General features: G+C 71.4%; 19 protein-coding genes. 11 read left to right on the top strand and 8 right to left on the bottom strand.

The annotated features are described in order from the left end of the window. Positions 1-5: 5 nt before the first annotated feature. Together ACFWJW_RS07525 and ACFWJW_RS07530 are read right to left on the bottom strand one after the other, a co-directional pair. Positions 6-1,319: an SWF or SNF family helicase gene (locus ACFWJW_RS07525; RefSeq protein ID WP_387236336.1), complete on the bottom strand. Its 1,314-nt coding sequence runs from the start codon at positions 1,317-1,319 to the stop codon at positions 6-8. Next, a complete protein-coding gene (locus tag ACFWJW_RS07530; RefSeq protein WP_387236339.1) occupies positions 1,316-4,276 on the bottom strand; it encodes an SNF2-related protein in 2,961 nt (986 codons plus the stop codon). Before ACFWJW_RS07530 ends, ACFWJW_RS07525 begins: the two co-directional genes overlap by 4 nt. A 147-nt stretch (positions 4,277-4,423) precedes the next feature. Here ACFWJW_RS07530 and ACFWJW_RS07535 point away from each other — a divergent pair, with 147 nt between their 5' ends. After that, entirely contained in the window at positions 4,424-4,606 is a 183-nt protein-coding gene (locus tag ACFWJW_RS07535; RefSeq protein WP_042161392.1) for a hypothetical protein, read from the top strand. Between the two features lie 665 nt (positions 4,607-5,271). Here ACFWJW_RS07535 and ACFWJW_RS07540 read toward each other — a convergent pair. Then, positions 5,272-6,054, bottom strand: a complete 783-nt coding sequence (locus ACFWJW_RS07540) for a hypothetical protein (protein ID WP_387236343.1) — start codon at positions 6,052-6,054, stop codon at positions 5,272-5,274. An 89-nt stretch (positions 6,055-6,143) separates the two neighbouring features. Between ACFWJW_RS07540 and ACFWJW_RS07545 the strand changes: the two genes are divergently transcribed. Together ACFWJW_RS07545 and ACFWJW_RS07550 are read left to right on the top strand one after the other, a co-directional pair. Then, on the top strand, positions 6,144-6,590 hold the full coding sequence (locus ACFWJW_RS07545; RefSeq protein WP_387236346.1) for a hypothetical protein: 447 nt from the start codon (positions 6,144-6,146) through the stop codon (positions 6,588-6,590). 102 nt (positions 6,591-6,692) lie between these two features. Beyond that, entirely contained in the window at positions 6,693-7,586 is an 894-nt protein-coding gene (locus ACFWJW_RS07550; RefSeq protein ID WP_387236349.1) for an oxygenase MpaB family protein, read from the top strand. 25 nt (positions 7,587-7,611) lie between these two features. Here the strand turns inward: ACFWJW_RS07550 and ACFWJW_RS07555 are convergent, their stop codons facing one another. Continuing rightward, positions 7,612-8,223, bottom strand: coding sequence for a class I SAM-dependent methyltransferase (locus ACFWJW_RS07555; protein ID WP_387236352.1), 612 nt, complete (start codon positions 8,221-8,223; stop codon positions 7,612-7,614). Between the two features lie 421 nt (positions 8,224-8,644). On the opposite strand from ACFWJW_RS07555, the gene ACFWJW_RS07560 reads away from it, so the two are divergent. After that, complete coding sequence (locus ACFWJW_RS07560; protein ID WP_387236355.1) at positions 8,645-9,259, top strand: ATP/GTP-binding protein; 615 nt, start codon at positions 8,645-8,647, stop codon at positions 9,257-9,259. Between the two features lie 47 nt (positions 9,260-9,306). Here ACFWJW_RS07560 and ACFWJW_RS07565 read toward each other — a convergent pair whose 3' ends face one another. Continuing rightward, positions 9,307-9,735, bottom strand: coding sequence for a PPOX class F420-dependent oxidoreductase (locus ACFWJW_RS07565; RefSeq protein WP_387236358.1), 429 nt, complete (start codon positions 9,733-9,735; stop codon positions 9,307-9,309). 169 nt (positions 9,736-9,904) lie between these two features. Here ACFWJW_RS07565 and ACFWJW_RS07570 point away from each other — a divergent pair, with 169 nt between their 5' ends. Both ACFWJW_RS07570 and ACFWJW_RS07575 read left to right on the top strand, forming a co-directional pair. After that, positions 9,905-10,312, top strand: coding sequence for a roadblock/LC7 domain-containing protein (locus tag ACFWJW_RS07570; protein ID WP_387236360.1), 408 nt, complete (start codon positions 9,905-9,907; stop codon positions 10,310-10,312). Positions 10,313-10,391: 79 nt separating this feature from the next. Then, on the top strand, positions 10,392-11,288 hold the full coding sequence (locus ACFWJW_RS07575) for a DUF6397 family protein (protein WP_387236363.1): 897 nt from the start codon (positions 10,392-10,394) through the stop codon (positions 11,286-11,288). On the opposite strand, the gene ACFWJW_RS07580 is transcribed toward ACFWJW_RS07575, so the two are convergent. Continuing rightward, on the bottom strand, positions 11,219-12,088 hold the full coding sequence (locus tag ACFWJW_RS07580; RefSeq protein WP_387236366.1) for an acyl-CoA thioesterase: 870 nt from the start codon (positions 12,086-12,088) through the stop codon (positions 11,219-11,221). The genes ACFWJW_RS07575 and ACFWJW_RS07580 overlap by 70 nt on opposite strands. Before the next feature lie 52 nt (positions 12,089-12,140). Next, positions 12,141-14,654 (bottom strand): DEAD/DEAH box helicase, encoded by a 2,514-nt coding sequence (locus ACFWJW_RS07585; RefSeq protein WP_387236368.1) that lies wholly within the window; start codon positions 14,652-14,654, stop codon positions 12,141-12,143. Between the two features lie 1,074 nt (positions 14,655-15,728). Between ACFWJW_RS07585 and ACFWJW_RS07590 the strand changes: the two genes are divergently transcribed. Continuing rightward, positions 15,729-16,520, top strand: coding sequence for a metal-dependent hydrolase (locus ACFWJW_RS07590; protein WP_387236371.1), 792 nt, complete (start codon positions 15,729-15,731; stop codon positions 16,518-16,520). A gap of 426 nt (positions 16,521-16,946) precedes the next feature. Then, positions 16,947-18,179 carry a GNAT family N-acetyltransferase gene (locus tag ACFWJW_RS07595; protein ID WP_387236374.1) on the top strand — a complete coding sequence of 411 codons (1,233 nt, stop codon included), beginning with the start codon at positions 16,947-16,949 and terminating at the stop codon, positions 18,177-18,179. A 160-nt stretch (positions 18,180-18,339) separates the two neighbouring features. Here the strand turns inward: ACFWJW_RS07595 and ACFWJW_RS07600 are convergent, their stop codons facing one another. Then, complete coding sequence (locus tag ACFWJW_RS07600) at positions 18,340-18,717, bottom strand: VOC family protein (protein ID WP_387236377.1); 378 nt, start codon at positions 18,715-18,717, stop codon at positions 18,340-18,342. Between the two features lie 344 nt (positions 18,718-19,061). Here ACFWJW_RS07600 and ACFWJW_RS07605 point away from each other — a divergent pair, with 344 nt between their 5' ends. The 3 genes from ACFWJW_RS07605 (at position 19,062) to ACFWJW_RS07615 (ending at position 23,866) form a co-directional block, all read left to right on the top strand. Continuing rightward, entirely contained in the window at positions 19,062-20,297 is a 1,236-nt protein-coding gene (locus ACFWJW_RS07605; protein ID WP_387236380.1) for a glycosyltransferase, read from the top strand. Positions 20,298-20,663: 366 nt separating this feature from the next. After that, a complete protein-coding gene (helR, locus tag ACFWJW_RS07610) occupies positions 20,664-22,814 on the top strand; it encodes an RNA polymerase recycling motor ATPase HelR (protein WP_387236382.1) in 2,151 nt (716 codons plus the stop codon). Between the two features lie 173 nt (positions 22,815-22,987). Then, positions 22,988-23,866, top strand: a complete 879-nt coding sequence (locus tag ACFWJW_RS07615) for a hypothetical protein (protein WP_387236385.1) — start codon at positions 22,988-22,990, stop codon at positions 23,864-23,866. The last annotated feature ends 41 nt before the right edge of the window (positions 23,867-23,907 follow it).

Below are 23,907 nucleotides of genomic sequence, written 5' to 3' on the forward strand. Positions count from 1 at the left end.
CCTCCTCACCCCTCCGCCGACAACCCCGCCAGCGCGCCCGCCGGATCGTCCGTGGCCGGACCCGCGGGCACCCACCGCCCGCCCTCCCGGCGATACGGCCACCACCGGCCGTCCCGCCCGTAGCGCAACTGGGCCGCCCCGCCCACCACCGTCCAGCGGTTACCGGTGACCCGCAGCCGCGGCCGGGCCTCGTCGTCCTCCCACGCGGCCGCCAGCCGGCTCGTGGCCCGCGCCAGCGCCTCGGGCCCCGGCGTCCAGTCCTCCTCCAGGACCGCGAGCCCCGCCGCGCCACCCAGCTCCCAGGCCCGTACCGCCGACGCCAGAGCCCGCGCATCACGCCCCGAACCGGCCGCCAGCCGCGCCGATATGGCCGCCCCGGGTGCGGCCGCCGCCAGCCGCACCGCATCCTGGGCGGGCGTCAGGACCGGCGGCGGCGGACCGTCCGGATGCCGCGGGGACAGCGCCTCCGCCAGCAGCCGCTGGGCGCGCGCCGCCGCGTCCCCGATCAGGAACTCCAGCGCGGCCACCTCCACCCCGGGCGCGGGCGGGGTGCCGCCGCCGAGCACCGGCGGGGCGCCCGGTGCGGCGACCGGCGGCGGGGGCGCGGGCAGCGGCGGCAGAATGTCGCGCGCCGCGTACGCCTCGACCGCCGGCACCCCCGCACCGGAAGACTCCGCCACGTCCGCGCCCGCCGGTCCCTCCGCCCGCGACGCACTGCGCGCCTGCAACTCGTCCAGCAGCTCCCGCTCACCCCGGCCGCGCATCAGCAGCAGCACGAACGGATCCTGGTCCAGCAGCCGCGCCAACTGGTAGCACAGCGCGGTCGAATGCGCGCAGTGGTCCCATGCCTCACAGCTGCACTCCGGCTCCAGGTCGCCGATGCCCGGCAGGAGTTCGATCCCGGCCGCGGCGGCGTCCTCGACGAGTACCGGCGGCATGTCACGGTCCAGGAGCGCCGCGATGTGCCCGGCCCGGTCCGCGACCAGGTCCAGGAAGCGGTCCCAGTCCGCCGCGCTCAACTGCTGGAGCAGGACATCGGACCGGTGCCGCGTGTGGTCCCGGTCCTGCACCACCGCGGTGATCCGGCCGGGACGCACCGACACCGCACCGACCGCACCGGCCCGCGCATGCCGCCGCCCCAGCTTCACCTGCGCGTTGTCCAGCGCGGTGTCCTCCAGCGCCTTGAGCCACGCCTGCCCCCACCAGCTCCGGGCAAAGGCCCGCCCATGCGCCGCGGGCAACGCCTCGAACGTCCGCTCAACGGCAGCGGAAGCCCCCTCGTCCAGATACATCGGTCCCTCATCTCCCGGCATGTTCATCGCTCGTTCCCCCGCAGGGCGACCAGATCCGCCAGCTCGGCGTCGGTGAGTTCGGTCAGCGCGGCCTCGCCGGACCCCAGCACCGCATCGGCCAACTGCTGCTTACGGGCGAGCATGTCGGCGATCCGGTCCTCGATCGTGCCCTCCGTGATGATCCGGTGGACCTGCACCGGCTGGGTCTGCCCGATGCGGTAGGCGCGGTCGGTGGCCTGCGCCTCGACGGCCGGATTCCACCAGCGGTCGAAGTGCACGACATGCGCCGCCCTGGTGAGGTTCAGACCGGTACCCGCCGCCTTCAACGACAGCAGGAACACCGGCGCCGCCCCCTCCTGGAAGCGCCGCACCATCTCCTCCCGGCGGGCCACCGGCGTCCCGCCGTGCAACAGCTGCGTGGGCACCCCGCGCGCCGCCAGATGCCCCTCCAGCAGCCGCGCCATCTGTACGTATTGCGTGAACACCAGCACGCTCGCACCCTCGGCGAGGATGCTGTCCAGCAACTCGTCCAGCAGCTCGACCTTTCCCGAACGCCCCGCGATCCGCACCGCCTCCGCCGCCCGGCCGTCCGCCGCCGGGCCGCTCTCCTTCAAGTACTGCGCGGGGTGGTTGCAGATCTGCTTGAGCGAGGTGAGCAGCTTGACCACCAGCCCGCGGCGGGCGAACCCGCCCGTCCCGGCGATCTCGTCGAGCCCCTCGCGCACCACGGCCTCGTACAGCCCGGCCTGCTCCTTGGTCAGCGCCACCGCACGGTCGGTCTCCGTCTTGGGCGGCAGCTCCGGCGCGATCCCCGGATCGGACTTACGGCGGCGCAGCAGGAACGGCCGCACCAGCCGGGCCAGCCGCTCGGCCGCCGCCCCCGCCTCCGGGGACGCCGCGCCGCCCTCGATGGCCTGCGCATAGTGCGTACGGAACCGGCCCAGCGGCCCCAGCAGTCCCGGCGTCGTCCAGTCCAGGATCGCCCACAGCTCCGACAGATTGTTCTCCACCGGGGTACCGGTCAGTGCCACCCGGGCCTTGGCGGGCAGGGTCCGCAGCGCCTTGGCGGTCGCGGAGAACGGGTTCTTGATGTGCTGGGCCTCATCGGCGACGACCAGCCCCCAGCCCACCTCCGCCAGCTTCCCGGCATCGAGCCGCATCGTCCCGTACGTGGTCAGCACGAACTCACCGTCCGCCAGCTCCGCCAGACTGCGCCGCCCGGCATGGAAGCGGCGTACCGGTGTGCCCGGTGCGAACTTCTCGATCTCCCGCTGCCAGTTGCCCATGAGGGAGGCGGGACAGACGACCAGGGTGGGGCCGGCCGACTCGGGAGTGGCCTGCCGGTGCAGATGCAGCGCGATCAGCGTGATCGTTTTTCCCAGCCCCATGTCGTCGGCGAGACAGGCGCCCAGCCCCAGCGAGGTCATCCGGTGCAGCCAGCCGAGACCGCGCAGCTGGTAGTCGCGCAGCGTCGCGGTGAGCGCCGCCGGCTGCCCGACGGGCGCGGCGTCGCCCTCAGGGGCGGCGATCCGGTCGCGCAGCCGGGCCAGCCAGCCGGAGGCCGTCACCGCCACCCGGCCGCCGTCCCCGTCCTCGGCACTGCCGGTGAGCGCGGCGCCGAGCGCGTCGAGCGGGGTGACCTTCCGTTCCTGCCGGTCCCGGGCGGCCCGTACCGCTGCCGGATCGACCAGCACCCACTGCCCGTGCAGCCGCACCAGCGGCCGTCCCGCCTCGGCCAGCCGGTCCAGCTCCGCCTTGTCGACCTCCTGGTCCCCGATCGCGAACCGCCAGCTGAACGACAACAGAGCGTCCGCCGACAACAACGACGGCAGCGCCCCCCTTCCCTCCTCCCCGTCACCGTCGCCCCCGTCGGGCGGCCCCACCACGGCACGGGCGGTCAGCGTGCGGGCCAGCTCCTTCGGCCAGTGCACCGCCACCCCCGCGGCGGCCAGCGCACCGGCGGCCGGCCCGAGCAGCTCGGCGATCTCCTCATCGGCGAGCTCCAGCGCATCGGGCACCGCCGCCGACAGCAACGGCGTGAGCGGCGCCCAGGCGGCCGCCGCCCGCCGCAACGTCAGCAGCGTGTCCATCCGCGCCCCCGCCCCGAACGCCTGCCCCGCCGCCGAGGCCCCCGCCCACACCTCCGCGGCATCCGCGACCAGCGCCGGATCGCTGAGACTGTGCAGCTGAACCACGGCGGCGAACGAGAACGCCGCCCCGTCGGAACCCCCCTCGCCTTCCCCGCTCACACCACCGCGCCGCAGGCTTGCGCGCACACCCGCCTCACCGGCCTGCTCCCAGCCCCGCACCTCCACCCGCAACGAGATCCGTACCCCCGCGTCATGCCCCGCGGCGACCTCCGCGGCCCAGGCACGCTGTTCGGGGATGTGCTGCGGCGCGGTCACCGCGAAGGCCGGCGCCCCGGTGGCCAGCGCGGCGCCCGGGGAGCGCGGCAGCCCGTCCGCCACCGCGTCGAGGAAGGCCCGTACATGCCGTTCGGGATCCGGCAGCTCCAACGGGTCGGTGTCCGGCAGCGGGCTCGCGTGCGCGTACGGCGGCATCGCGGCGGCGAGATCACGCAGCCGCGCCAGGTCCGCCGGATCGAGCGGCCCCAGCCGCCAGGCGTCGTATCCCGCCGGACTGACCCCCGGCAGCATCCGCCCACGGGCAGCGAGCTGGAGCGCCAATACGGACGCGGCCCCCCAGAAGGCGGCGGCCGGATGGGCGTCCCCGCCGGCCCGCGCACGGGTGAGCACCGGCACCGCCTCGGCCACCGTCAGCACCAGTGCCGGGACCTCGCACAACGAAACCCCGCCGTCGTCATCCGGCAGCGCAACGCCCAGCGACGCGTCCCCCACGGGTTCACCATCAGGCCGCCAGAACGCGATCCGCCCGGCCCGCGGCGGATCCGACGGCAGAAAGACCGCTGCGCAGGGCGCGAGTGCGGAGAGCTGAGCGGGGGTGACCGCGGGAGGGGGTGTCACGGGGTTCCGGGCTCCTCAAGTTTGACTAGTCACGCCTGGAGCGCCCGAGAGTACAGGACTGCGTGCCCCCCGCAGGAACCTGCGGCGCGAAAACGGCGTTCAATGGAGTACACAGAGCGCGGCATGCGCCGCGGAAGGGGCGTGAAGATGTCCACTCAAGCGAAGGTCGCGGTCGGCGGCGTCGCGGTGGGAGTGATCCTGTTGTGGCTGCTGCCCTTCTGGGCGGCCCTCTTGGTCATGGTCGGCATCCCGGCCGTCGCGTATCTGACCCTCGACTCCTCCCAACGCCGCCGCCTACGCCGCGTCAGCCGCAAACAACTCGGCCGCTGAGCGGGTTGCCGTGGGCTTGGGCCGGTTGCGCCTACGGCGGGTGGGTGGCGGGTCGGAGGGGACGCCCGGTACCCCGTCCTCGGCGCGGGCGGCCCTGCTCCCAGAGGTAAGGCACCCCGGCGTCCGCTCCGGTCCTGCGGGCGGGGCACCGGACATCCCCTCCGACCACCGTCCGTACGCGGCTGACCCGCCATACCGATCACCGTTACGGCAATACAGCGGCACCTCTTGGCAAGCACCTGGCCGGGCCGTCCCCAGCAGCTTGGACGCGGGCCGAGCTGGGCTGTGACGGACGGTGCCACCGTCCGGCAGTCGGCAACGGGGGACGGTCGGAGGGGATGTACCGGGGCCCGCCCGCAGGACCGGAGCAAACACCGGGGCAATCAATCCCACGCACCCGCGTCGCCCGCGCCGAGGACGGGCCCCGGTGCGTCCCCTCCGACCCCCGCGGCAACCACAGACCCCGCAACGGCGCCAGCCACCAACGGCGCCGCACCAAGCGACGTACGGCGATCAGACAGGCGCACCAGCCACCACGGCCCCGCACCAAACAACGCACCGGCGACCACACAGGGGCGCGGGGAACTGCGCGCCCAGCCACAACGAACCCGCAGCCAAACACGAGCCCCACCCAAGCATCGCCAAAAGCGGAGGGCACCGACTTTTCAGACGGGCCGCGCCGCCAACTCGTCAAGCGCCGCCAACAGCCCCGGCAGTTCGGGCCCCCGCCCCACCGGATGCACCTCACCCGGCTCGTCATCCAGCAGCACGAACGCAATGTCATCGGTACGGGCAACCATGCTCCACCCGGGCCCATCCACCCGCAGCGTCCGCGCCTCCCCCGCCGCGAACGACGACCGCACCCGCCCGGGCGGCGGCGGCTCGTCCACATAGCCGCGGGCCTCCTTCAGCACCCGCCGCACCCCTTCATGCGCCTCATCCCCCGGCTCGGCAAAGCTGACATCGCCCTCCACCTGCTCCCGCCACGCCGCCCATTGCATGGCGATCTCGTCCGCGCCGAGCCGCCGTTGCGCCGGCCCCCACTCCTCGGCGTCCGGAGGGGTGAGCGGCGCCGGGTCGCCCTCCTGTGGCTCGGGATCGTGCGGCTTCGGCACACCGGGTGCCGCCACGGCGAGCGCGAGCGGCCATCCGGGCAGCGCCCCGACGATGCTGTTCTCGCCGGGCGAGAGGTCGTACTCCATGCCGCAGTCCCAGGCCGCGATCGCGCAGGCGACGAGTGACACATCCTCCGTCACGACGGTCCAGCGCCCGCCGTCCCCGTCCTGACCCAGGACCAGCCCGTAGCCCTCCGCGTACGGTTCGAGCCCCAGGCCCGCGCACACCTCGGGGTAGTCGTCGCCGAGCACGCTCGGGAACTGCGCGGGCGTCAGCAGCACCGCCGTCAGCACGAACAACTGATCGTTGTCGGCGCTCTCGGTCGTGGGCACGCGGGCCTCCCCATCGGGTCCATTGCGGAGTATGTCGGCGCACCCTAATTGGCTTGGTACGGGCTTGTCACCAGCCGTACGCTGCGCGGATGTGTTTTTACAGCCGCCGGATGCACTTCGTGTGCCTGGTTTGCCGGGCCGCGTGGAAGAAGACGCCGACCTCGCGGGGACCGGGTCACTGCCCGCAGTGTCGTGGTGAGCTGATCGACGCGGGCGCGGACCTGGCGGTGCCCAAGCGGCGCGACGCGGCCGGGTGGCGCGCTCTGGAGGCAGTGTTGCGCGCGGGGCTGACCTTCCACGGCGGGTGCTGCGGTACGGGACCGGGTTACCGCCCGCGCACACCACGCGAGGTCCAGGAGCGGCTGACGCTCGCCGGCCGCACGGGTATGCCGGTCAAGGCGGCGCTGGCCGTAGTGGATGCCACGCTCACCGACCGCTACGGCGCCGACGCCCGTACCCCGGGGCGTGGCACCCGCGGCGCCCGTCGGCCGTCCGGTGTGCCGAAGCGCTCACGGGAGACCGCCCGCCGCGGCTGATTCCGGCCACCGCGCGGCGTGATCTGACACCCCGCCGCACCGTTCAAGTGCCGCCCACGCCCGTAAAATTGGCGGTTCGGCGAACGAAGGGACGGTTGTCAGGTGCGGCGCTACGACTGGTTGAGGGAGATCCGGCGGCTCGACCCGGAGCGCGACTTCCTGCGGATCTACCGCATCATCGCGACCCACGAATTCCCCTGGGACCTCACCCGGGCGCTGGAGCTGGCGCTCTACCGCACCTATGCCGTGCCGAGCATCGGCCGGCTGCTCGCCGAGACAGCGGAGCTGACGGACCGTACCCAAAAGCGCTATGACGACACCGCCCTCCTCCTGGACGCAGTCGTCGAGCACGGCTTCGACGGCGAGGACGGCCGGACGGCGATCCGGCGCATCAACCAGATGCACCGCAGCTATGACATCAGCAACGAGGACATGCGCTATGTCCTGTGCACCTTCGTGGTGGTGCCCAAGCGCTGGCTCGACGAGTACGGCTGGCGGCGGCTGACCGCGCACGAGCAGCATGCCGTGGCCACCTACTACCGCACCCTCGGCCGCCACATGGGCATCACCGATCTCCCGCAGACCTACGAGGACTTCGAGCAGTGCCTCGACGCCTACGAGGAGGCGCACTTCGGCTGGGACGAGGGCGCGCGACGGGTCTCGGACGCGACCCTGGACCTGATGGCGGGGTGGTACGGCCCGTTCGCCCCGGTGGTGCGCGGTGCCAGCATGGCCCTCCTGGACGACTCGCTGCTGGACGCCTTCCGGTACGAGCGGCCCAAGCCGGCGGTCCAGAAGGCGGTCCGCACCGCCCTGAAGCTGCGCGCCAAGGCCGTACGGCTGCTGCCGCCCCGCCGCACCCCGCACTACGCCCGCCAGAACCCCGAGATCAAGGGCTATCCCAACGGCTTCCGATTGGCCGAGCTCGGCACCTTCCCCACCTCCCGCCCCACTGGCACCTGCCCGGTTCCGCACGGGGAGGGCCCGGCGGCCTGACACACCGGTCCCGTCCGCGCGGGCGTCAGCCCTGGCGGACCGCCAGCGCCAGGTAGCGGGAGTCCTCGTCCTCGTACCGGACGAGGTCCCAGCCGCAGTCGGCGAGGAGAGGCCGCAGATTCGGCTCGGCCCGCAGATCGTCGGGCGTGAGCGGGCGGCCCTTGCGCGCGGCGAGGGCGGCCCGCCCGATGGGGTGGAAGAGGGCCAGCCGGCCACCGGGGCGTACGGTCCTGGCGAGCTCGCTGAGGCCGCCCGCAGAGTCCGGCAGATGCGACAGCAGCCCCGCGGCGAACACGGCGTCCAGCGCGGCGTCGGGCAGCGGCAGCCGGGCCACGTCCGCGAGCAGCAGCGCCGCGTCCCGGTCGCGCCCGGCCCGTACGGCGGCTTGCAGCATCTCGGGCGTGAGATCGGCGCCCAGCACCGTTCCGAGCGGGCCCACGGCCGCCCGGAGCGCGGGCAGCGCGCGTCCGGTACCGCAGCCGGCGTCCAGGACCCGTTCGCCTTCCTGGAGGCCCAGTCCGGCGACGCCGGCCGCATAGGCGGGGCCGTCGTCGGGGAACTTCGTGTCCCAGGTGGCGGCGCGGGACGCGAAGAACGCACGGACCTCCTGCGGACGGTCGGCGTGGTGGTCGGTCATCGGGCTCCTCCGGGAGTGCGACGGGCGGCGAGGGCGGCGATGCCGTGGCACTCGACGGCACCGGGCGGGACGGGCGCCACGGGCGGTGACCCCGTGCCGCTCCGGTGCCTGCTGCCGCCTCATGAGCCCATGATCCCGCACCGCCCGGCCGGCCACCCGGCGCACGCCGCGGAGGACGGACCGGACTCCGGCAGCGGATGCCTCGCCCCGGCTCAACTATCACGAATCCGGAGGTTGATGGGCTTCTTGATCGGAAGACGTGACGGCTTTGGCGATTCCGCGAAAATCCCTGTCAGCGGGCGGTACGGTCCTCGCCATGGAATTCGGGCGGCCCTCTGCCGCCGAAGGCTCCCCCCCCGTCGAGCCATGCATCCACATACCCCGTGACACGCAGGACCCTGCATCCTGGAGGAGACGGCCGATGAACGCCGCACAAGGGGCCCCGGAGGGCGCAGCCCCGGGCCTCGACGCCGAGTTGACCCTGAAGATCTTAGTCGCGGGCGGCTTCGGCGTGGGCAAGACAACACTGGTGGGCTCGGTCAGTGAGATCCACCCGCTGCGTACGGAGGAACGGCTCAGCGAGGCGGGTGAGACGGTCGACGACACCGGGGGAGTGGACCTCAAGGGCACCACCACCGTGGCGATGGACTTCGGCCGCATCACCATCCGGCAGGGCCTGTCGCTCTATCTCTTCGGCACCCCGGGGCAGGACCGCTTCTGGTTCCTGTGGGACGACCTGTCGGAGGGCGCACTGGGCGCCGTCGTCCTGGCCGACACCCGGCGGCTCCAGGACTGCTTCCCGGCGGTCGACTACTTCGAGCGCCGCGCGATCCCGTTCCTGGTGGCCGTCAACTGCTTCGCGGAGTCCCGGTCCTACGGCGCCGACGAGGTGGCCCGCGCGCTGGACCTGGACCGCAGCACCCCCGTCGTGCTCTGCGACGCGAGGGACCGCGACTCCGGCAAGGAAGTGCTGGTACGGCTCGTCGAGCACGCGGGGCGGCGGCACTCCGGCAGGGTGCTGGATTCGGTGGGATGACCGCGGCGGCACGTGGCGCGGCGCGGGGGGCCGCGCCACGGGCGCCCTCAGTCCGCTACGTCCGCCAGGGCGATCACCTTGTCGACCCTGACCCGCACCACCAGCTCGCCCGGCACACCGTTGCGGGCGCCGAACTCCTCCGCCCGCTCCTCGCCCATGTAGCGGGCCGCGATCCGGGCCGCCCAGTGACGGACCTCCGTCAGATCGCTGCTGATCTCCGCCGTCCCGTGCACCACCACGAAGGAAAACGGTGGCCGGTCGTCATCGACGCACAGTGCCACCCTCCCGTCGCGGGCGAGGTTGCGGCCCTTGACCGTCTCCGCCCCGGTGTTGAACACCAGCTCGTCACCGTCCATCAGGAACCACACCGGCGCGAGGTGCGGGCCGCCGTCGTCCCGTACGGTCGCCAGTTTGCCGGTCCGGGTCCCCTCGGAAAGGAACCTCTGCCACTCGTCCTTCGTCATCTTGTGTGCCATGCCGACATCCTCGGCCATCCGGCACGAACCGGTGTCCCCTGGCACGCCGGACCGAGGGGCCGCTTGCCGAGACGGCCGAGGTGGGACAGGCTGGCACGGCGGCCCTCGAACGGACCACGGGCTGCGGTCCGGCCAAGAGTGCGGGCAATGACACGGGGAGGAAGCGGCAATGGCATTGAGCAGCGGACTCGACTGGCTGCTGGACGACCTGACCAAACGGGTGGAGAAGGTACGGCACACGCTGGTGCTCTCCAACGACGGCCTGGTGACGGGGGCCAGCGAAGGACTCCAGCGGGACGACGCCGAGCATCTCGCGGCGGTCGCGTCGGGACTGCACAGCCTCGCGAAGGGGTCGGCGCTCCACTTCGGCATCGGGCGGGTGCGGCAGACCATGGTCGAGTTCGACGACGGGGTGTTGTTCGTGACGGCGGCGGGCGACGGCAGCTGCCTGTGCGTGCTGGCCGCGGCCGACGCCGACTTGGGTCAGGTCGCCTACGAAATGACGCTGCTGGTCAACCGCGTCGGCGAGCATCTGGGCGTCGCGGCCCGCCAGCCGGAAAGTTATCCACAGGTCTGAGGCGGGGGTTGACCCGCTGTCATCGCCTGCGGCTACAGTCGTCACTGTCAGTGATCGACCGAGTTGCGGGGGGAATGGCATGACAGTGATGTGCGACGGGCAGCAGACGCTCACGATGGGACGAGCGGCCCGTGAACTGGAGCTGAGGAACGGCGAGTTCGAGCTCGCCACCCAGCTCGGAAAGGTGCGGACGGTCCCGGCCGGGACCGACGGCCGGCCCGGAGCCGCCGGATCGCTCGGCCGACGCCGGGTCCCGGCGGAGGAGATCACCCGCCTCCAGGCCGAGCCCGGCTTCCCGGAGGCGCTCCGCGAACGGATCCGGACGGTCAGCACCAACGAGGCCGCCGCACTGATGGGCATCGGCCCCGGACGCGTCCTGCGCCTGACCCGGGCCGGCTGCTTCGGCCCCGTCAGGTTCTATGTGAACCGCTTCGGCGCGGTGGTCTGGCTCTATCTCGCGGCCGAGGTTTCCGACTTCGCCGACCGCGAACCCGACCTGATGCGGGGCAACACCCCCGCGGCGATGCGGGTGATGCTCGACAGCGGACAGGACTGGCGGGCCCGCCAGTGGCGCAGCCGACGGGTCGCCCAGCTCATGGGGCAGACCGACGACCCCTGGGAAGCGGCCGCGGTGATTGCCGCCGTGCTGCCCCCGGAGGAACTCGCCTCGGTGGCCGAGGACCCGCGGGAGCGGGCCCTGCTGCGCCGGCTCAGGCCCGTTCTGGCATCCGTGATCACGGTGACCCCGGCCGCCCGGGAATCCTATGAGCGGGTGCTGACGGCGGACGACTTCGACGAGGTGATGTGGTACCGCGTCAACCTCTCCCGAGAACTCGAAACGGCCCGCAGGGAAGCCCCGGGACGCCTGCGGACACCCGCCGCCGCGACCTCCGCCGCCCGCCCCGGTCAGCCGCCGAGTTTCCTGAACAACCCCTCTTGGACGACCGATACCAACAGCCTGCCCTCCCGGTCGTAGATCCGCCCGCGGGCCAGGCCCCGGCCGCCGGTGGCGATCGGCGACTCCTGGTCGTAGAGGAACCACTCGTCCGCGCGGAACGGACGGTGAAACCACATCGCATGGTCGAGCGAGGCCATGTCGAACCCGCGCGGCCCCCAGAGCGGTTCGATGGGGATGCGGACGGCGTCCAGCAGCGTCATATCGCTGGCGTAGGTCAGCGCGCAGGTGTGGACGAGCGGATCGTCGCCCAGCGGCCCGACCGCGCGCATCCACACCGCGCTGCGCGGTTCCGCGCCCTCGATCTCGTCCGGTGTCCAGCGCAGCCGGTCGACATACCGGATCTCGAACGGCATCCGGCGCGCCATCCGCTCCAGACCCTCGGGCAGATCGCGCAGGCGCTCGCGGACCTCGTCCGCGACCGTCGGCAGTTCCTCCGGGTCGGGCACCGCCCGGCGCATCGGCAACTGATGATCGAAGCCGGGCTCCGGCTTGTGAAAGGAGGCGGTCAGATTGAAGATCGTGCGTCCCTGCTGGACGGCCACGACCCGGCGGGTGGTGAAGGACCGCCCGTCGCGGACCCGCTCGACCTGGTACACGATCGGCACCCCTGGCCGGCCGGGCCGCAGAAAGTACGCATGGAGGGAGTGGACCGGGCGGTCCCCTTCCGTGGTCCGCCCGGCCGCCACCAACGCCTGGCCCGCGACCTGCCCGCCGAAGACCCGCTGTAGCGATTCCTGGGGACTGCGGCCCCGGAAGATGTTCACCTCGATCTGCTCGAGATCCAGCAGATCGACCAGCTTCTCGGCAGGATTGGTCATGACCGGTGGCCCTCCGTCACATCCTCCGGCGGCTTCGGCCGAAGCCGCCGCCTCACAACTGACCCACGTCCGTGACCCGCACGACCGCGCGCCCCTCCTCGTCGGAGGCGGCCAGATCCACCTCCGCGGAGATGCCCCAGTCGTGATCACCGTTCGGGTCGGCGAAAGTCTGCCGCACCTTCCACAGCCCGTGCGCGGCATCCTCCTCGATCTGAAGCAGCTTCGGGCCGCGCGCATCCGGGCCGGTGCCCAGCTCGTCGTATTCGTCCCAGTAGGCGTCCATCGCCTCGCCCCAGGCGTCCACGTCCCAGCCGGAATCGGCATCCATCTCGCCGAGCTCCTCGACCTTGTCCAGCGCCGCCAGCTCCACCCGCCGGAACATCGCATTGCGCACCAGCACCCGGAACGCCCGCGCGTTGGACGTGACCGGCCGGACCTGATCCGCCCGCTCAGCGGCCTGCTCCGCCGTCTCCACCTCCGGATTGGCGAGCTGCTCCCACTCGTCCAGCAGACTGGAGTCCACCTGCCGCACCATCTCGCCCAGCCAGGCGATGATGTCCTCGAAGTCCTCGGACTTCAGATCGTCCGGCACGGTGTGATCCAGCGCCTTGAACGCACTCGCCAGGTAGCGCAGCACGATCCCCTCGGTGCGCGCCAGCTCGTAGAAGGACGTGAACTCCGTGAAGGTCATGGCGCGTTCGTACATATCGCGGATGACCGACTTCGGCGACAGCGGGTGGTCGCCGACCCACGGGTGACTCTTGCGGTAGAGGCCGTAGGCGTGGAAAAGCAGCTCTTCCAGCGGCTTCGGGTACTCGACGTCCATGAGCCGTTCCATGCGCTCTTCGTACTCGACGCCATCGGCCTTCATCTGGGCGACCGCTTCGCCCCGGGCCTTGTTCTGCTGCGCGGCCAGGATCTGCCGCGGATCGTCCAGCGTGGACTCCACCACCGAGACCATGTCCAGCGCGTAGGACGGCGACTCGGGGTCCAGCAGGTCGAACGCGGCCAGGGCGAACGTCGACAGCGGCTGGTTGAGTGCGAAGTCCTGCTGAAGGTCGACGGTCAGCCGGACGATCCGGCCCTCCGCGTCCGGCTCCGCCAGCCGTTCCACGATTCCGCCGTCCACCAGCGAGCGATAGATCGCGATGGCTCGCCGGATATGCCTGAGCTGGTTCCTGCGCGGCTCATGGTTGTCCTCGAGGAGCTTGCGCATCGCCTCGAAGGCATTCCCCGGCCGGGCGATCACGGACAACAGCATTGTGTGCGTCACCCGGAAACGGGAGTTCAGCGGCTCGGGGTCGGAAGCGATCAGCTTCTCGAAGGTGTTCTCGCCCCAGTTGACGAAGCCCTCCGGCGCCTTCTTGCGCACCACCTTCCGGCGCTTCTTGGGGTCGTCGCCCGCCTTGGCCAGCGCCTTCTCGTTCTCCACGACATGCTCGGGAGCCTGCCCGACCACGAAGCCCGCGGTGTCGAAGCCCGCCCGCCCGGCGCGGCCGGCGATCTGATGGAACTCCCGCGCCCGCAGCGTCCGTACCCGCGAGCCGTCGTACTTGGTCAGCGCGGTGAACAACACCGTACGGATAGGCACATTGACGCCCACGCCGAGCGTGTCCGTACCGCAGATGACCTTCAGCAAACCCGCCTGCGCCAGCTTCTCGACGAGCCGGCGGTACTTCGGCAGCATGCCGGCGTGGTGCACGCCGATGCCATGGCGGACATACCGCGACAGGTTGCGGCCGAACTTCGTGGTGAACCGGAAGTTCCCGATGAGCTGAGCGATCTCGTCCTTCTCGGCACGCGTACACATATTGATGCTCATCAGGGCCTGCGCCCGCTCCACGGCGGCGGCCTGAGTGAAGTGCACGATGTAGACCGGGGACTGGCGGGTCTCCAGCAGTTCGGTGAGCGTCTCCGTCAGCGCCGTCGTGCGGTACTCGTACGACAGCGGCACCGGCCGGGTGGCCGAGCGCACCACCGACGTCGGCTTCCCCGTGCGCCGGGTCAGATCCTCCTCGAAGCGCGACATGTCGCCGAGCGTCGCCGACATCAGAATGAACTGCGCCTGCGGCAGTTCGAGCAGCGGAATCTGCCATGCCCAGCCGCGGTCCGGCTCGGCATAGAAGTGGAACTCGTCCATCACGACCTGGCCGATGTCAGCATCCTTGCCGTCCCGCAGCGCTATCGAGGCGAGTACCTCGGCGGTGCAGCAGATGACCGGCGCGTCGGCGTTGACCGATGCGTCACCGGTGAGCATGCCGACATTCTCGGTGCCGAACAGCTTGCACAGATCGAAGAACTTCTCCGAGACCAGCGCCTTGATGGGCGCGGTGTAGAAGGTGACCTGATCATTGGCGAGAGCGGTGAAGTGCGCGCCGGCCGCCACCAGGCTCTTACCGGAGCCGGTGGGGGTGGACAGGATGAGGTTCGCTCCGGAGACCACCTCGATCAGCGCCTCCTCCTGGGCAGGGTAGAGCGAGATGCCCTGCTGCTCGGCCCAGCCCGAAAAGGCTTCGAAGAGGGCATCGGGGTCGGCGTCATTCGGCAGATGATCGATGAGGGTCACGCCCCCATACTGCCTGTCTTCGACCCAGATCAGGGAACCGGCGGCCAAAGGACAGCCCAGCCAAAGATCGACAGCGCCGATTACGGGTCGCCCCACGGCTCGGCCCTTCCCTCGGAGGTCGCGCTGGCAGCCCTGCGACCTCTTATGTCATCCGCCCTGACCTGCGGAAACGTGGGCCACCGCGCCCGGGGGGCGGTCACCTCCCGCCGGGGTGAACGGACCCGCGGTGCCGAGGGAGCGGAGACCGTGGCGGCGCCTTGCTGCCCCGAGTGGCCCCGGCATCGAGGGAGGCTTCCACGCAAGGTCTTTACAATCTGTGCACGACCGCGAACGCGCTGTCGTGAACGAAGGCTCCTGGCGCGGCAGCGCGCTCGACGCGTGGCGGAGATCACCCGAGGCCGACGGTGCAGAGGCCGGGGGGAGCGGCGCCCCTTCCGTGGCGGGGGTGCGGGGCCGGGTGTGCGCCGTTGGTTCCCGTCGCCCCGCCCTCACCCCTCGGTCCCACCCACTCTCCCTACCTCCGCTCGCCGCTTTGGCCCGGGCGATTGCTCACTCCTTTTGGCTCAGGCGCCTCGCCCTGCCTTGTCCCGTCCTTGCTCGCCGGCACAGCTCGGCCCCACCTCACCTCCACTCGTCCCCGTGGCCCCACCCTTGCTCGCCCCTCGCCCCTCGCCCCTCGCCCCTCGCCCCTCGCCCCTCGCCCCTCGCCCCTCGCCCCTCGCCCCTCGTCCGCCTTGCCCCCGCTTCGGGTCTATTTGCCCCTCGCCCTCACGCCGGCAACGCGCTGTAGTCACCCCCCACGCACGGGAACTGACGTCACATCAGAACTGCATCAGGGCTTCCTGAGGACCGCGTCATCGACAACCAGCGCTCCTCAGGCATCCCATGCCTCCGCCCAGCCGCAGCGGGCTGTCTCGGACGGGTGGGAGGGAGTTGGTTCACCCGCTCCTTGGGGGGAGATCATCTGGCGCTACGCTGAGTCGCCGACCGGGCGTCAGTGGGGCGGCTCAGCGGTGCGGGAGCGACGTGCCGCGCAGGTGGACATGCGCAAGAGAACAAGGGGTGGGAAGAACCATGATGGGACCGGCGCACTCGCTGTCCGGGGCCGCGGCCTGGCTGGGGGTGGGTGCGGCGGCGGCTGCCGCCGGACATCCGATGCCCTGGCCGGTGCTCGTCTGCGGGGCTCTGATCTGTGCCGGAGCGGCGCTCGCCCCGGACCTCGACCACAAGTCCGCGACCATTTCCCGGGCGTTCGGGCCGCTGTCGCGGATGTTGTGCGAGGTGGTCGACGCCATCTCGCACGCGGTCTACAAGGCGACAAAGATGCGTGGCGACTCGAACCGCAACGGAGGCCACCGCACGCTCACCCACACCTGGGTGTGGGCCGTGCTGGTCGGCGGCGGGATGTCGCTGCTGGCGATGCAGGGCGGACGCTGGGCGGTCCTCGGCATCCTCTTCGTCCATCTGGTGCTCGCCATCGAAGGGTTGCTGTGGCGGGCGGCACGGGTCTCCAGCGATGTACTGGTGTGGCTGCTGGGCGCGGCCTCGGCATGGATCCTGGTCGGCGTTCTCGACCAGCCGGGCAATGGTGCGAGCTGGCTGTTCACCGAGCCGGGGCAGCAGTACCTCTGGCTGGGTCTGCCGGTCGTCCTCGGCGCGCTGGTCCATGACATCGGCGATGCCCTGACCGTTTCCGGCTGCCCCGTCCTGTGGCCGATCCCGATAGGCCGCAAGCGCTGGTACCCCGTCGGCCCACCCAAGGGCATGCGGTTCAAGGCCGGCAGCTGGGTGGAGTTGAAGGTGCTGATGCCGCTGTTCATGGTGCTCGGCGGCCTCGGTGGTCTGGGCGCGCTCGGTTATATCTGACCTCTCGCGCTCGGCCCCCTGCGCTGCCACCTGCCGAGCATCAGATGCCCCCGAGCCGGTGCCTTTCTCCGGTGTACGCGGGCACGGCAGGCACGGCAGGGCGTGGCAGGTCACCAATGCGGTGGTGTCGGCTCGTCGCGGCTGGCGCGATGAGGGCGGCCCGGTCCTGACCGCCGCGTCCATGACGGCGCCTGGGGCGGCTGTCACCCACTGCCAGTCACAGCCTGACGCCTCCGCTCACGCGCGGGGATCCCCCCCGGCCGAGCCCGACCACCACAACTCCCCCCGGGCCGGGCCAGGACCGCGGGGCTGTGACCAGCGGCGGCCCGGCGCCGTAATTCGCTTGCCCTGTTCACGCATCAACGCTGCACTGTGCCGGGGCACCACGAGCCGTGGTGCCGGAATCCCGGGGAGGCTACGGCAGCAATGGAGATCCGTCCTACGACCGACAAGGATCTCGACGTCTTCGTCGACACACTCCATGGCGCGTTCGGGCGCTTTCCGGAAACCCCGGCCGAGGGTGGCGGCGGGGTCTGGTGGTCGGCGCTTGAGATGGACCGCGGCCTGATCGCCATGACGGCGGACGGACGGCCCGTCGGTACGGCCGGTGCGTACTCCTTCGAGCTCACCCTGCCCGGTGAGATCCTCGTCCCGGCCTCCGGGGTGACCGCCGTCGGCGTCCTGCCCTCACACCGACGCCAGGGCGTGCTCAGCGCGATGATGCGGCGTCAGCTCACCGACCTGCGGGATCGAGGAGAATTCCTCTCCGTACTGCTGGCCTCCGAGGCCCCGATCTACGGCAGGTTCGGCTATGGACCGGCGACCTACACGCAGCGGCTGACGGTGTCGCCCCACCAGGCCGCCTTTGCCCTGCCCCGGGCGAGCGGAACGGCCGGCGCTCCGGCGGCAGGCCCGGACACCGGCTCGGTCGAGCTGCTGCGGCGTGCCGAGTGCGGCCAGATCCTGGAAGCGGTCTACGACCGCTACCGCCGCGCACAGCCCGGCGCGCTGTCCCGGCCGCACCGCTGGTGGGCCTTGGGCGCGGGGCAGCCCCCGGTCTCCCCGGCGCCCCGCTACGTCGCCGTCCACCGCGACGCCGACGGCGTCCCGGACGGGTACACCAGCTACTCGGTCGAGTCCGGCACCCTGACGGTCGACGAGACCATCGCCACCGACGACGCGGTCTTCGCGGCCCTGGCCCGGTTCGTGCTCGGACACGACCTGGTCACTCAGGTCGTGTTCAAGCACTTCCCGCCCGAGCACCCGCTGCGCTGGCAGCTTGCGGACTTCCGCGCCGGCCAGGTGAACGACGACACCGACTGGCTCTGGGTGCGGCTGCTGGACGTCCCGCGTGCGCTGACCGCGCGCGGCTGGTTCATGGACGGCGAACTCGTCCTCGACGTCGACGACCCGTTCCTCGGCGAGCACGGCCGCTACCTGCTGACCGTCCGGGACAGCAAGGCCGACTGCGTCCCGACGGACCGGGAGCCCGACCTGTCCCTGGACGTGAGCGACCTGGGCTCGGTCTACCTCGGCGGCACCGCCCCGAGCACACTCATACGTGCCGGACACATCCGGGCCCACCGCCCGGGCGCGGCCACCCTCGCCGACGCCCTCTTCCGCGCCGACCGCTCCCCGCACTGCCTGCACTGGTTCTGACCGCGCGCTCGCCGACCCTGCACAAGCATTGTCAGTCGGGTCGCATGGGGGCTTCGCGGTGCTTGTTCCTGCGCCCCGCCGTAGATTTCGCCGCCGGTCACCCAGCCGACCCCGGCCTGGTGCCCCAGGAACCGGTCGATCATTACCCAAGCCAGTACCGTCAGTCCCGGACGAGACAGAACGGGTGGCCCGCGGGATCCGCGAAGATGCGCCAACTCCGCTTTCCGTCGCCCTCATCGAGCAGCGTGGCGCCCAGACTGAGGACGTCTTCCTGAGCTTGTTCCAGGTCGCTGACCCCCAGGTCGAGGTGGAATTGCTGGGGTCTGACAGGGTCCGGCCACCGTGGTGGCTGATGGTCTTCCGCCCGCTGGAAGGCCAGCACGAGCCCACCGCCGGTGTGGAGCGTCGCCCAATCGTCGTCGAGCGACCAGCGCGGATCCGGCTGGTTCACCACGCCGCCGAGAAGCGACTGGTAGAACCGCGACAGCTCATCGACATCGGCACAGTCCAACACCACACACTGCAACTGGGCGATCATGAAGAGCAGCGTAGAGCAGCACCGCGCACCGACCTCAAGCAAGCCTGATCGCGATCTACCGCTGGAGTATGAAGCCGGCCTACCGACGTACTGACCTACCGCAGTGCTGCCGTACGCCGCCCAACGCCACTTCGCTGAGTGCTCCATCCACCCACAGAGGGCGGCAAAGGAGAAGGAGAGTGAGCAGGGGAAAGAGAGCGCGGAGGGAAAAAAGAAAAGGAAAGGAGATCCCTCGCTCCTTTCCACTCTCAAGATATAGCGCACTGGGGGGCTTGCGGCAAGGCCCCCGTTGTGCCGCAGAATCACCGGCCTGAGCCGGAATGCAGGAAAATGGGGGATGCGAAATGCGTGTGGTGTTGTCCACGTATGGATCGCGCGGGGACGTGGAACCGTTGGTGGGGCTCGCGGTGCAGTTGCGGGCGCTCGGTGCGGAGGTGCGGGTGTGTGCGCCGCCGGACGAGGAGTTCGGGGACCTGCTGGCCGGGGTCGGCGTGCCGCTGGTGCCTGTGGGGCCGTCGGCGCGTGAGCTGACGGCTGCGGCGCCGCCGCCGTCAGCCCTGCCCCGTTACGCGGCCGAGTTGATCGCCGGCCAGCTCGGCGCGGTCGCCGCGGCGGCCGAGGGGTGCGATGTGCTGGTGGCGACCGGCATGCTGCCGGCCGTGGCCGGGGCGCTGTCGGTGGCCGAGAAGCTGGACGTCCGCTCCGTTTCCGTGACCTTCCAGCAGCTCGGTCTGCCGTCGCCGCACCATCCGCCGCTGGCGTATCCGGGCCGGCCGTTCCCGCCGGGGGTGACCGACAACCGGGTGCTGTGGGACCTGGACGCGGAGAGCGTCAACGTGCTGTTCGGTGCGGCGCTCAACACCAACCGGGCGTCGATCGGTCTGCCCCCGGTGGACGACGTCCGCGCCTATGTCGTCGGCGACCGGCCGTGGTTGGCGACGGACCCGGTCCTGGATCCGTGGCAGGAGCCGGCGGAGCTCGATGTCGTGCAGACCGGCGCGTGGATCCGGCCCGACGTACGTCCCCTCCCCGACGGCCTGGAGGCGTTCCTGCGCGCTGGTGAACCACCGGTGTACGTGGGCTTCGGCAGCATGCCCTTGCACGCCTCCACGGACCTCGCCCGGGTGGCCATCGAGGCGGTCCGGGCACAGGGCCGCCGCGTACTCGTCAGGCGCGGCTGGGCCGGCCTGGACCTGATCGATGACCGGGACGACTGCTGCGTCGTCGGCGAGGTCAACCAGCAGGCACTTTTCCGCCGGGTGGCCGCCGTAGTGCACCACGGCGGCGCGGGCACCACGATGACGGCTGCCTTGGCCGGCGCGCCTCAGGTGGTGGTGCCCCAGGCGGCGGACCAGCCGTACTGGGCCCGCCGGGTGGCCGAGCTGGGCATCGGCACGGCACACGACGGTCAGGCGCCGACCTTCAACTCCCTGTCCGCCGCGCTCAGGACGACCCTGACCCCGGAGACCCACGTACGAGCCAGGGCGGTGGCCGGCACGATCCGCACCGACGGGGCGGCGGTGGCCGCGAAGCTGCTGCGCGACGCGGTCACCCGGGAGAAGCCGGCGATGTCCGCGTAACCCGGTCGGATCGTCATCGTCCAGCCAGGACGCGGAACCACACCACAACCCCCAGCCCCTGGCGACAGCCCTCGCGACAGACCCTGGCGACCTGAACCGACAACCACAACGGGCTGAAGCAACGACCACGGCCTGAACCAACAACGTCACGGCTGAACCAACAACGTCACGGCTGAACCAACAACGCCCCCCGGCCGCCCACACCCGGCGGAGCATCGCCCGTCACGCCCGTCACGCCCGTCATGCCGTCACGCCCGTCGCCCCCTCACCCCAGCCACGGCCACAGCCACCAGCCTCCTCCCTCACGCCATCCCCACCCCCTCGCCGCGCGCCACGACCGCGCGCCCTCAGATCGGAGCCCATGCCGTGCACCCGCTGACCACCAGCGTGTTTGACCTTCCCGACCGCCTTTCCCTCAAGGCCGACCCGGCGCTGATCGCCGATGACGAGCAGCACTTCGCGGCCCTCGCGGAGAGCCTTGAGCAGACGATCGCCGAACTGTCCGACCGTCTCGATGCCGAGCGCCGGGCGCCCGGCGGCGTGGGCCGGCAGGCGATGGACCGGGACGCGGAGATCCACCGGCTGACCGCGCGCCTGCGCGCACTGCGGCGCTTCGGACTGGATCTGTGCCTCGGGCACATGGTGAGCGCGGACGACGCCGAGCCGGTGTACGTCGGACGGCTCGGTCTTACGGACAGTGCGGGGCGCCGGCTGCTGCTCGACTGGCGCTCTCCCGCGGCCGAGCCGTTCTTCGGCGCCACCCACGCCAACCCGATGGGGCTGGCGAGCCGCCGCAGGTATCGGTGGACCCGCGGCCGTATCAGCGACTACTGGGACGAGGTGTTCACCTCGGACGGGTTTGCCGGGCATGCCGCGCTCGACGACCAGTCCGCCTTCATCGCGAGCCTGGGCGGCAACAGGTCGGCACGGATGCGCGATGTGCTCGGCACCCTCCAGGCCGATCAGGACGCCATCATCCGTGCGGGGTCCCGCGGCGCGCTGGTCGTCGACGGCGGCCCGGGTACGGGGAAGACCGTTGTCGCGCTGCACCGTTCCGCCTACCTCCTCTACTCCGACCCCCGGCTCGGTCACCGTCGGGGCGGGGTGCTGTTCGTCGGTCCGCACCGGCCCTACCTGGCCTATGTCGCCGACGTCCTGCCCAGTCTTGGCGAGGAGGGCGTGCAGACCTGCACCTTGCGGGACCTGGTCGCCGAGGGAGCCACCGCGGCGATCGAGGCCGATCCGGATGTGCTGCGGCTGAAGTCGTCCGCGAAGCTGGTGCAGGCGATCGAGGCGGCCGTCAGGCTCTACGAAGAGCCGCCCGCCGAGGGGATGACGGTCACGACCGACTGGGCCGACCTCTGGCTGAGCGCCGACGACTGGGCCGAGGCGTTCGACGCACCGGAACCCGGCACGCCGCACAACGAGGCGCGCGAGCAGATCTGGGAGGAGCTGCTCACGATCCTGCGGGACAAGTACGACGGTGAGGTCTCGCCCGACGCCTTCCGCAGGTCGCTGCTGCGCGACGAGGAACTGGTGACCACCCTCCACCGCGCCTGGCCGCTGCTGGAGGCGGCCGATCTCGTCGGAGACCTGTGGTCGGTGCCCGCCTACCTGCGGATGTGCGCACCGTGGCTCAGCCCGGACGAGGTACGGAAGTTGCAGCGCAAGGACGCTCCGCACGCCTGGACGGTGTCCGACCTGCCGCTCCTGGACGCGGCACGGCAGCGGCTCGGCGACCCGGAGACGGCACGGCGACGGCGCCGGCACCAGGCCGCGGTCGCCGCCGAACGCGAGCGGATGGCCGATGTCATCGACAACGTGCTCGCGGCCGATGACGACGGTGAGGGTGCGGTGACGATGCTGCGCGGACAGGACCTGCGGGACACCCTGGTCGATGAGTCCGCCCTGCCCAGCGTCGAACCGGACCTGCTCGCGGGCCCGTTCGCGCATATCGTCGTGGACGAGGCACAGGAACTGACCGACGCGGAGTGGCAGATGCTGCTGCTCCGCTGCCCGTCCCGGAGCTTCACCATCGTCGGGGACCGTGCTCAAGCCCGGCACGGGTTCACGGAGTCGTGGCGGGAACGGCTGGAGCGGGTCGGTCTCGACCGGGTCGGCCTGGCCTCCCTGAGCATCAACTACCGGACGCCGGAAGAAGTCATGACGGAGGCCGAGCCGGTCATCCGGGCCGTGCTCCCGGACGCCAATGTGCCGGCCTCCATCCGCAGCAGCGGCATCCCCGTCGTGCACGGATCCACCTCGGATCTGGACTCGGTCCTCGACGCCTGGCTCGCCGCACAGAGCGACGGGATCGCCTGCGTCATCGGCGATCCCACCTTCCGGGCGACCTCCCGTGTCCGGTCGCTGCCCCCGGAGCTGACGAAGGGGCTGGAGTTCGACCTGGTCGTCCTGATCGACCCGGAGGAGTTCGGCCCGGGCATCGAAGGAGCGGTCGACCGTTATGTCGCGATGACCCGGGCGACCCAGCGACTGGTGATCCTCACGAGCACCTGATGCCGGCTGGACGAACGTCCGCCACCGGCCGGGTGGGTGGCTGCCCACGGTGTCCCGCACCGGCCCCCTGACGTCGGCGGCTTCGAGCGATACGGAAGGATGTCCGGGCTCCTGCAACCGGCCAACCGGCCAACCGGCCAACCGACCAACCGACGACGAGGGAACCGACAACTGTGACCCACCAGCCGCCGCAGACACCGCCATCCGGATATGGCGCCCCGCTGCCGTCCTATCCCGGTGCACCGGTTGCGCCGCAGAACGGCCCGACGCCGCCGACCGGACTGCCGGGCCAAGGTGGGGGCCCGGGCTTCGCGCCGCCGCCCCCGCCGCCTCCCCGGCGCCGCACCGGCCTGATCCTCACCGTCGTCCTGGTTGCCGTCGTGCTGCTCGCCGGGGGTGGCTATCTGGCGTGGTCGCAGCTCGGTGGTGGGGACGATACCGAGGCGCGGAAGGGGCCGGGGCAGAGCCAGGGAGGGGAACAGAGCCAGGAAGGGGGACAGAGTCAGGGCGGGAGCCAGGGCCAGGGTGAGGGGGAGAGCAACCCCACGGGGGTGAAGCTGACCACGCCCAAGGTGGTGAAGTCGGGCCCGTCGGAACTTCGTTATGACGCGAAGGCCACCGCGCAGATGTACCCGCCGGAGAAGCGGAAGCCCGCGATGTACCCGGAGTTGAAGGGCCTGACCCAGACCGATGCGGTCTACCGCCCGCAGAACCGGCCCTCGGTCACCCTGGGCGTCCACACCGGTGCGGGTACGGTGTCCGACCCCGCGCAGCGGGTGACGGCGGCCTTCGGCCCCAACTCGATGGCCGTCGCGCCGAAGGACTTCGATCTCCAGGACCCCGACGCGAAGGGAGCCGTGCTGCGCTGCGGGGTCGCCGAGAGCGGGGGCGACTACGTCCCCCTGTGTGTCTGGGCCGACAGCACCTCGGTCGGTGACGTGATCGGCGTGGGCGAGGCGTCCACGCGTTCCCTCAAGAAGATCGACCTGAAGACGCTGGCGCAGCAGACCAGCGACCTGCGCAAGGCCATGCGCGGCGGCTCCGCCGGCTGACCCGTTCCGCACATCGGAACGGCGGCGCGGACTTCAATGAG

Origin of the sequence: Streptomyces sp. NPDC127097, from assembly GCF_042724075.1 — a bacterium.
Lineage (GTDB): Bacteria > Actinomycetota > Actinomycetes > Streptomycetales > Streptomycetaceae > Streptomyces.

Coding starts and splice junctions, on each gene's coding strand:
- ACFWJW_RS07525 (WP_387236336.1), bottom strand. CDS start 1,319: ATGAACATGCCGGGAGATGAGGGACCGATGTATCTGGACGAGGGGGCT.
- ACFWJW_RS07535 (WP_042161392.1), top strand. CDS start 4,424: ATGTCCACTCAAGCGAAGGTCGCGGTCGGCGGCGTCGCGGTGGGAGTG.
- ACFWJW_RS07545 (WP_387236346.1), top strand. CDS start 6,144: ATGTGTTTTTACAGCCGCCGGATGCACTTCGTGTGCCTGGTTTGCCGG.
- ACFWJW_RS07555 (WP_387236352.1), bottom strand. CDS start 8,223: ATGACCGACCACCACGCCGACCGTCCGCAGGAGGTCCGTGCGTTCTTC.
- ACFWJW_RS07560 (WP_387236355.1), top strand. CDS start 8,645: ATGAACGCCGCACAAGGGGCCCCGGAGGGCGCAGCCCCGGGCCTCGAC.
- ACFWJW_RS07565 (WP_387236358.1), bottom strand. CDS start 9,735: ATGGCACACAAGATGACGAAGGACGAGTGGCAGAGGTTCCTTTCCGAG.
- ACFWJW_RS07570 (WP_387236360.1), top strand. CDS start 9,905: ATGGCATTGAGCAGCGGACTCGACTGGCTGCTGGACGACCTGACCAAA.
- ACFWJW_RS07575 (WP_387236363.1), top strand. CDS start 10,392: ATGACAGTGATGTGCGACGGGCAGCAGACGCTCACGATGGGACGAGCG.
- ACFWJW_RS07580 (WP_387236366.1), bottom strand. CDS start 12,088: ATGACCAATCCTGCCGAGAAGCTGGTCGATCTGCTGGATCTCGAGCAG.
- ACFWJW_RS07590 (WP_387236371.1), top strand. CDS start 15,729: ATGATGGGACCGGCGCACTCGCTGTCCGGGGCCGCGGCCTGGCTGGGG.
- ACFWJW_RS07595 (WP_387236374.1), top strand. CDS start 16,947: ATGGAGATCCGTCCTACGACCGACAAGGATCTCGACGTCTTCGTCGAC.
- ACFWJW_RS07600 (WP_387236377.1), bottom strand. CDS start 18,717: ATGATCGCCCAGTTGCAGTGTGTGGTGTTGGACTGTGCCGATGTCGAT.
- ACFWJW_RS07605 (WP_387236380.1), top strand. CDS start 19,062: ATGCGTGTGGTGTTGTCCACGTATGGATCGCGCGGGGACGTGGAACCG.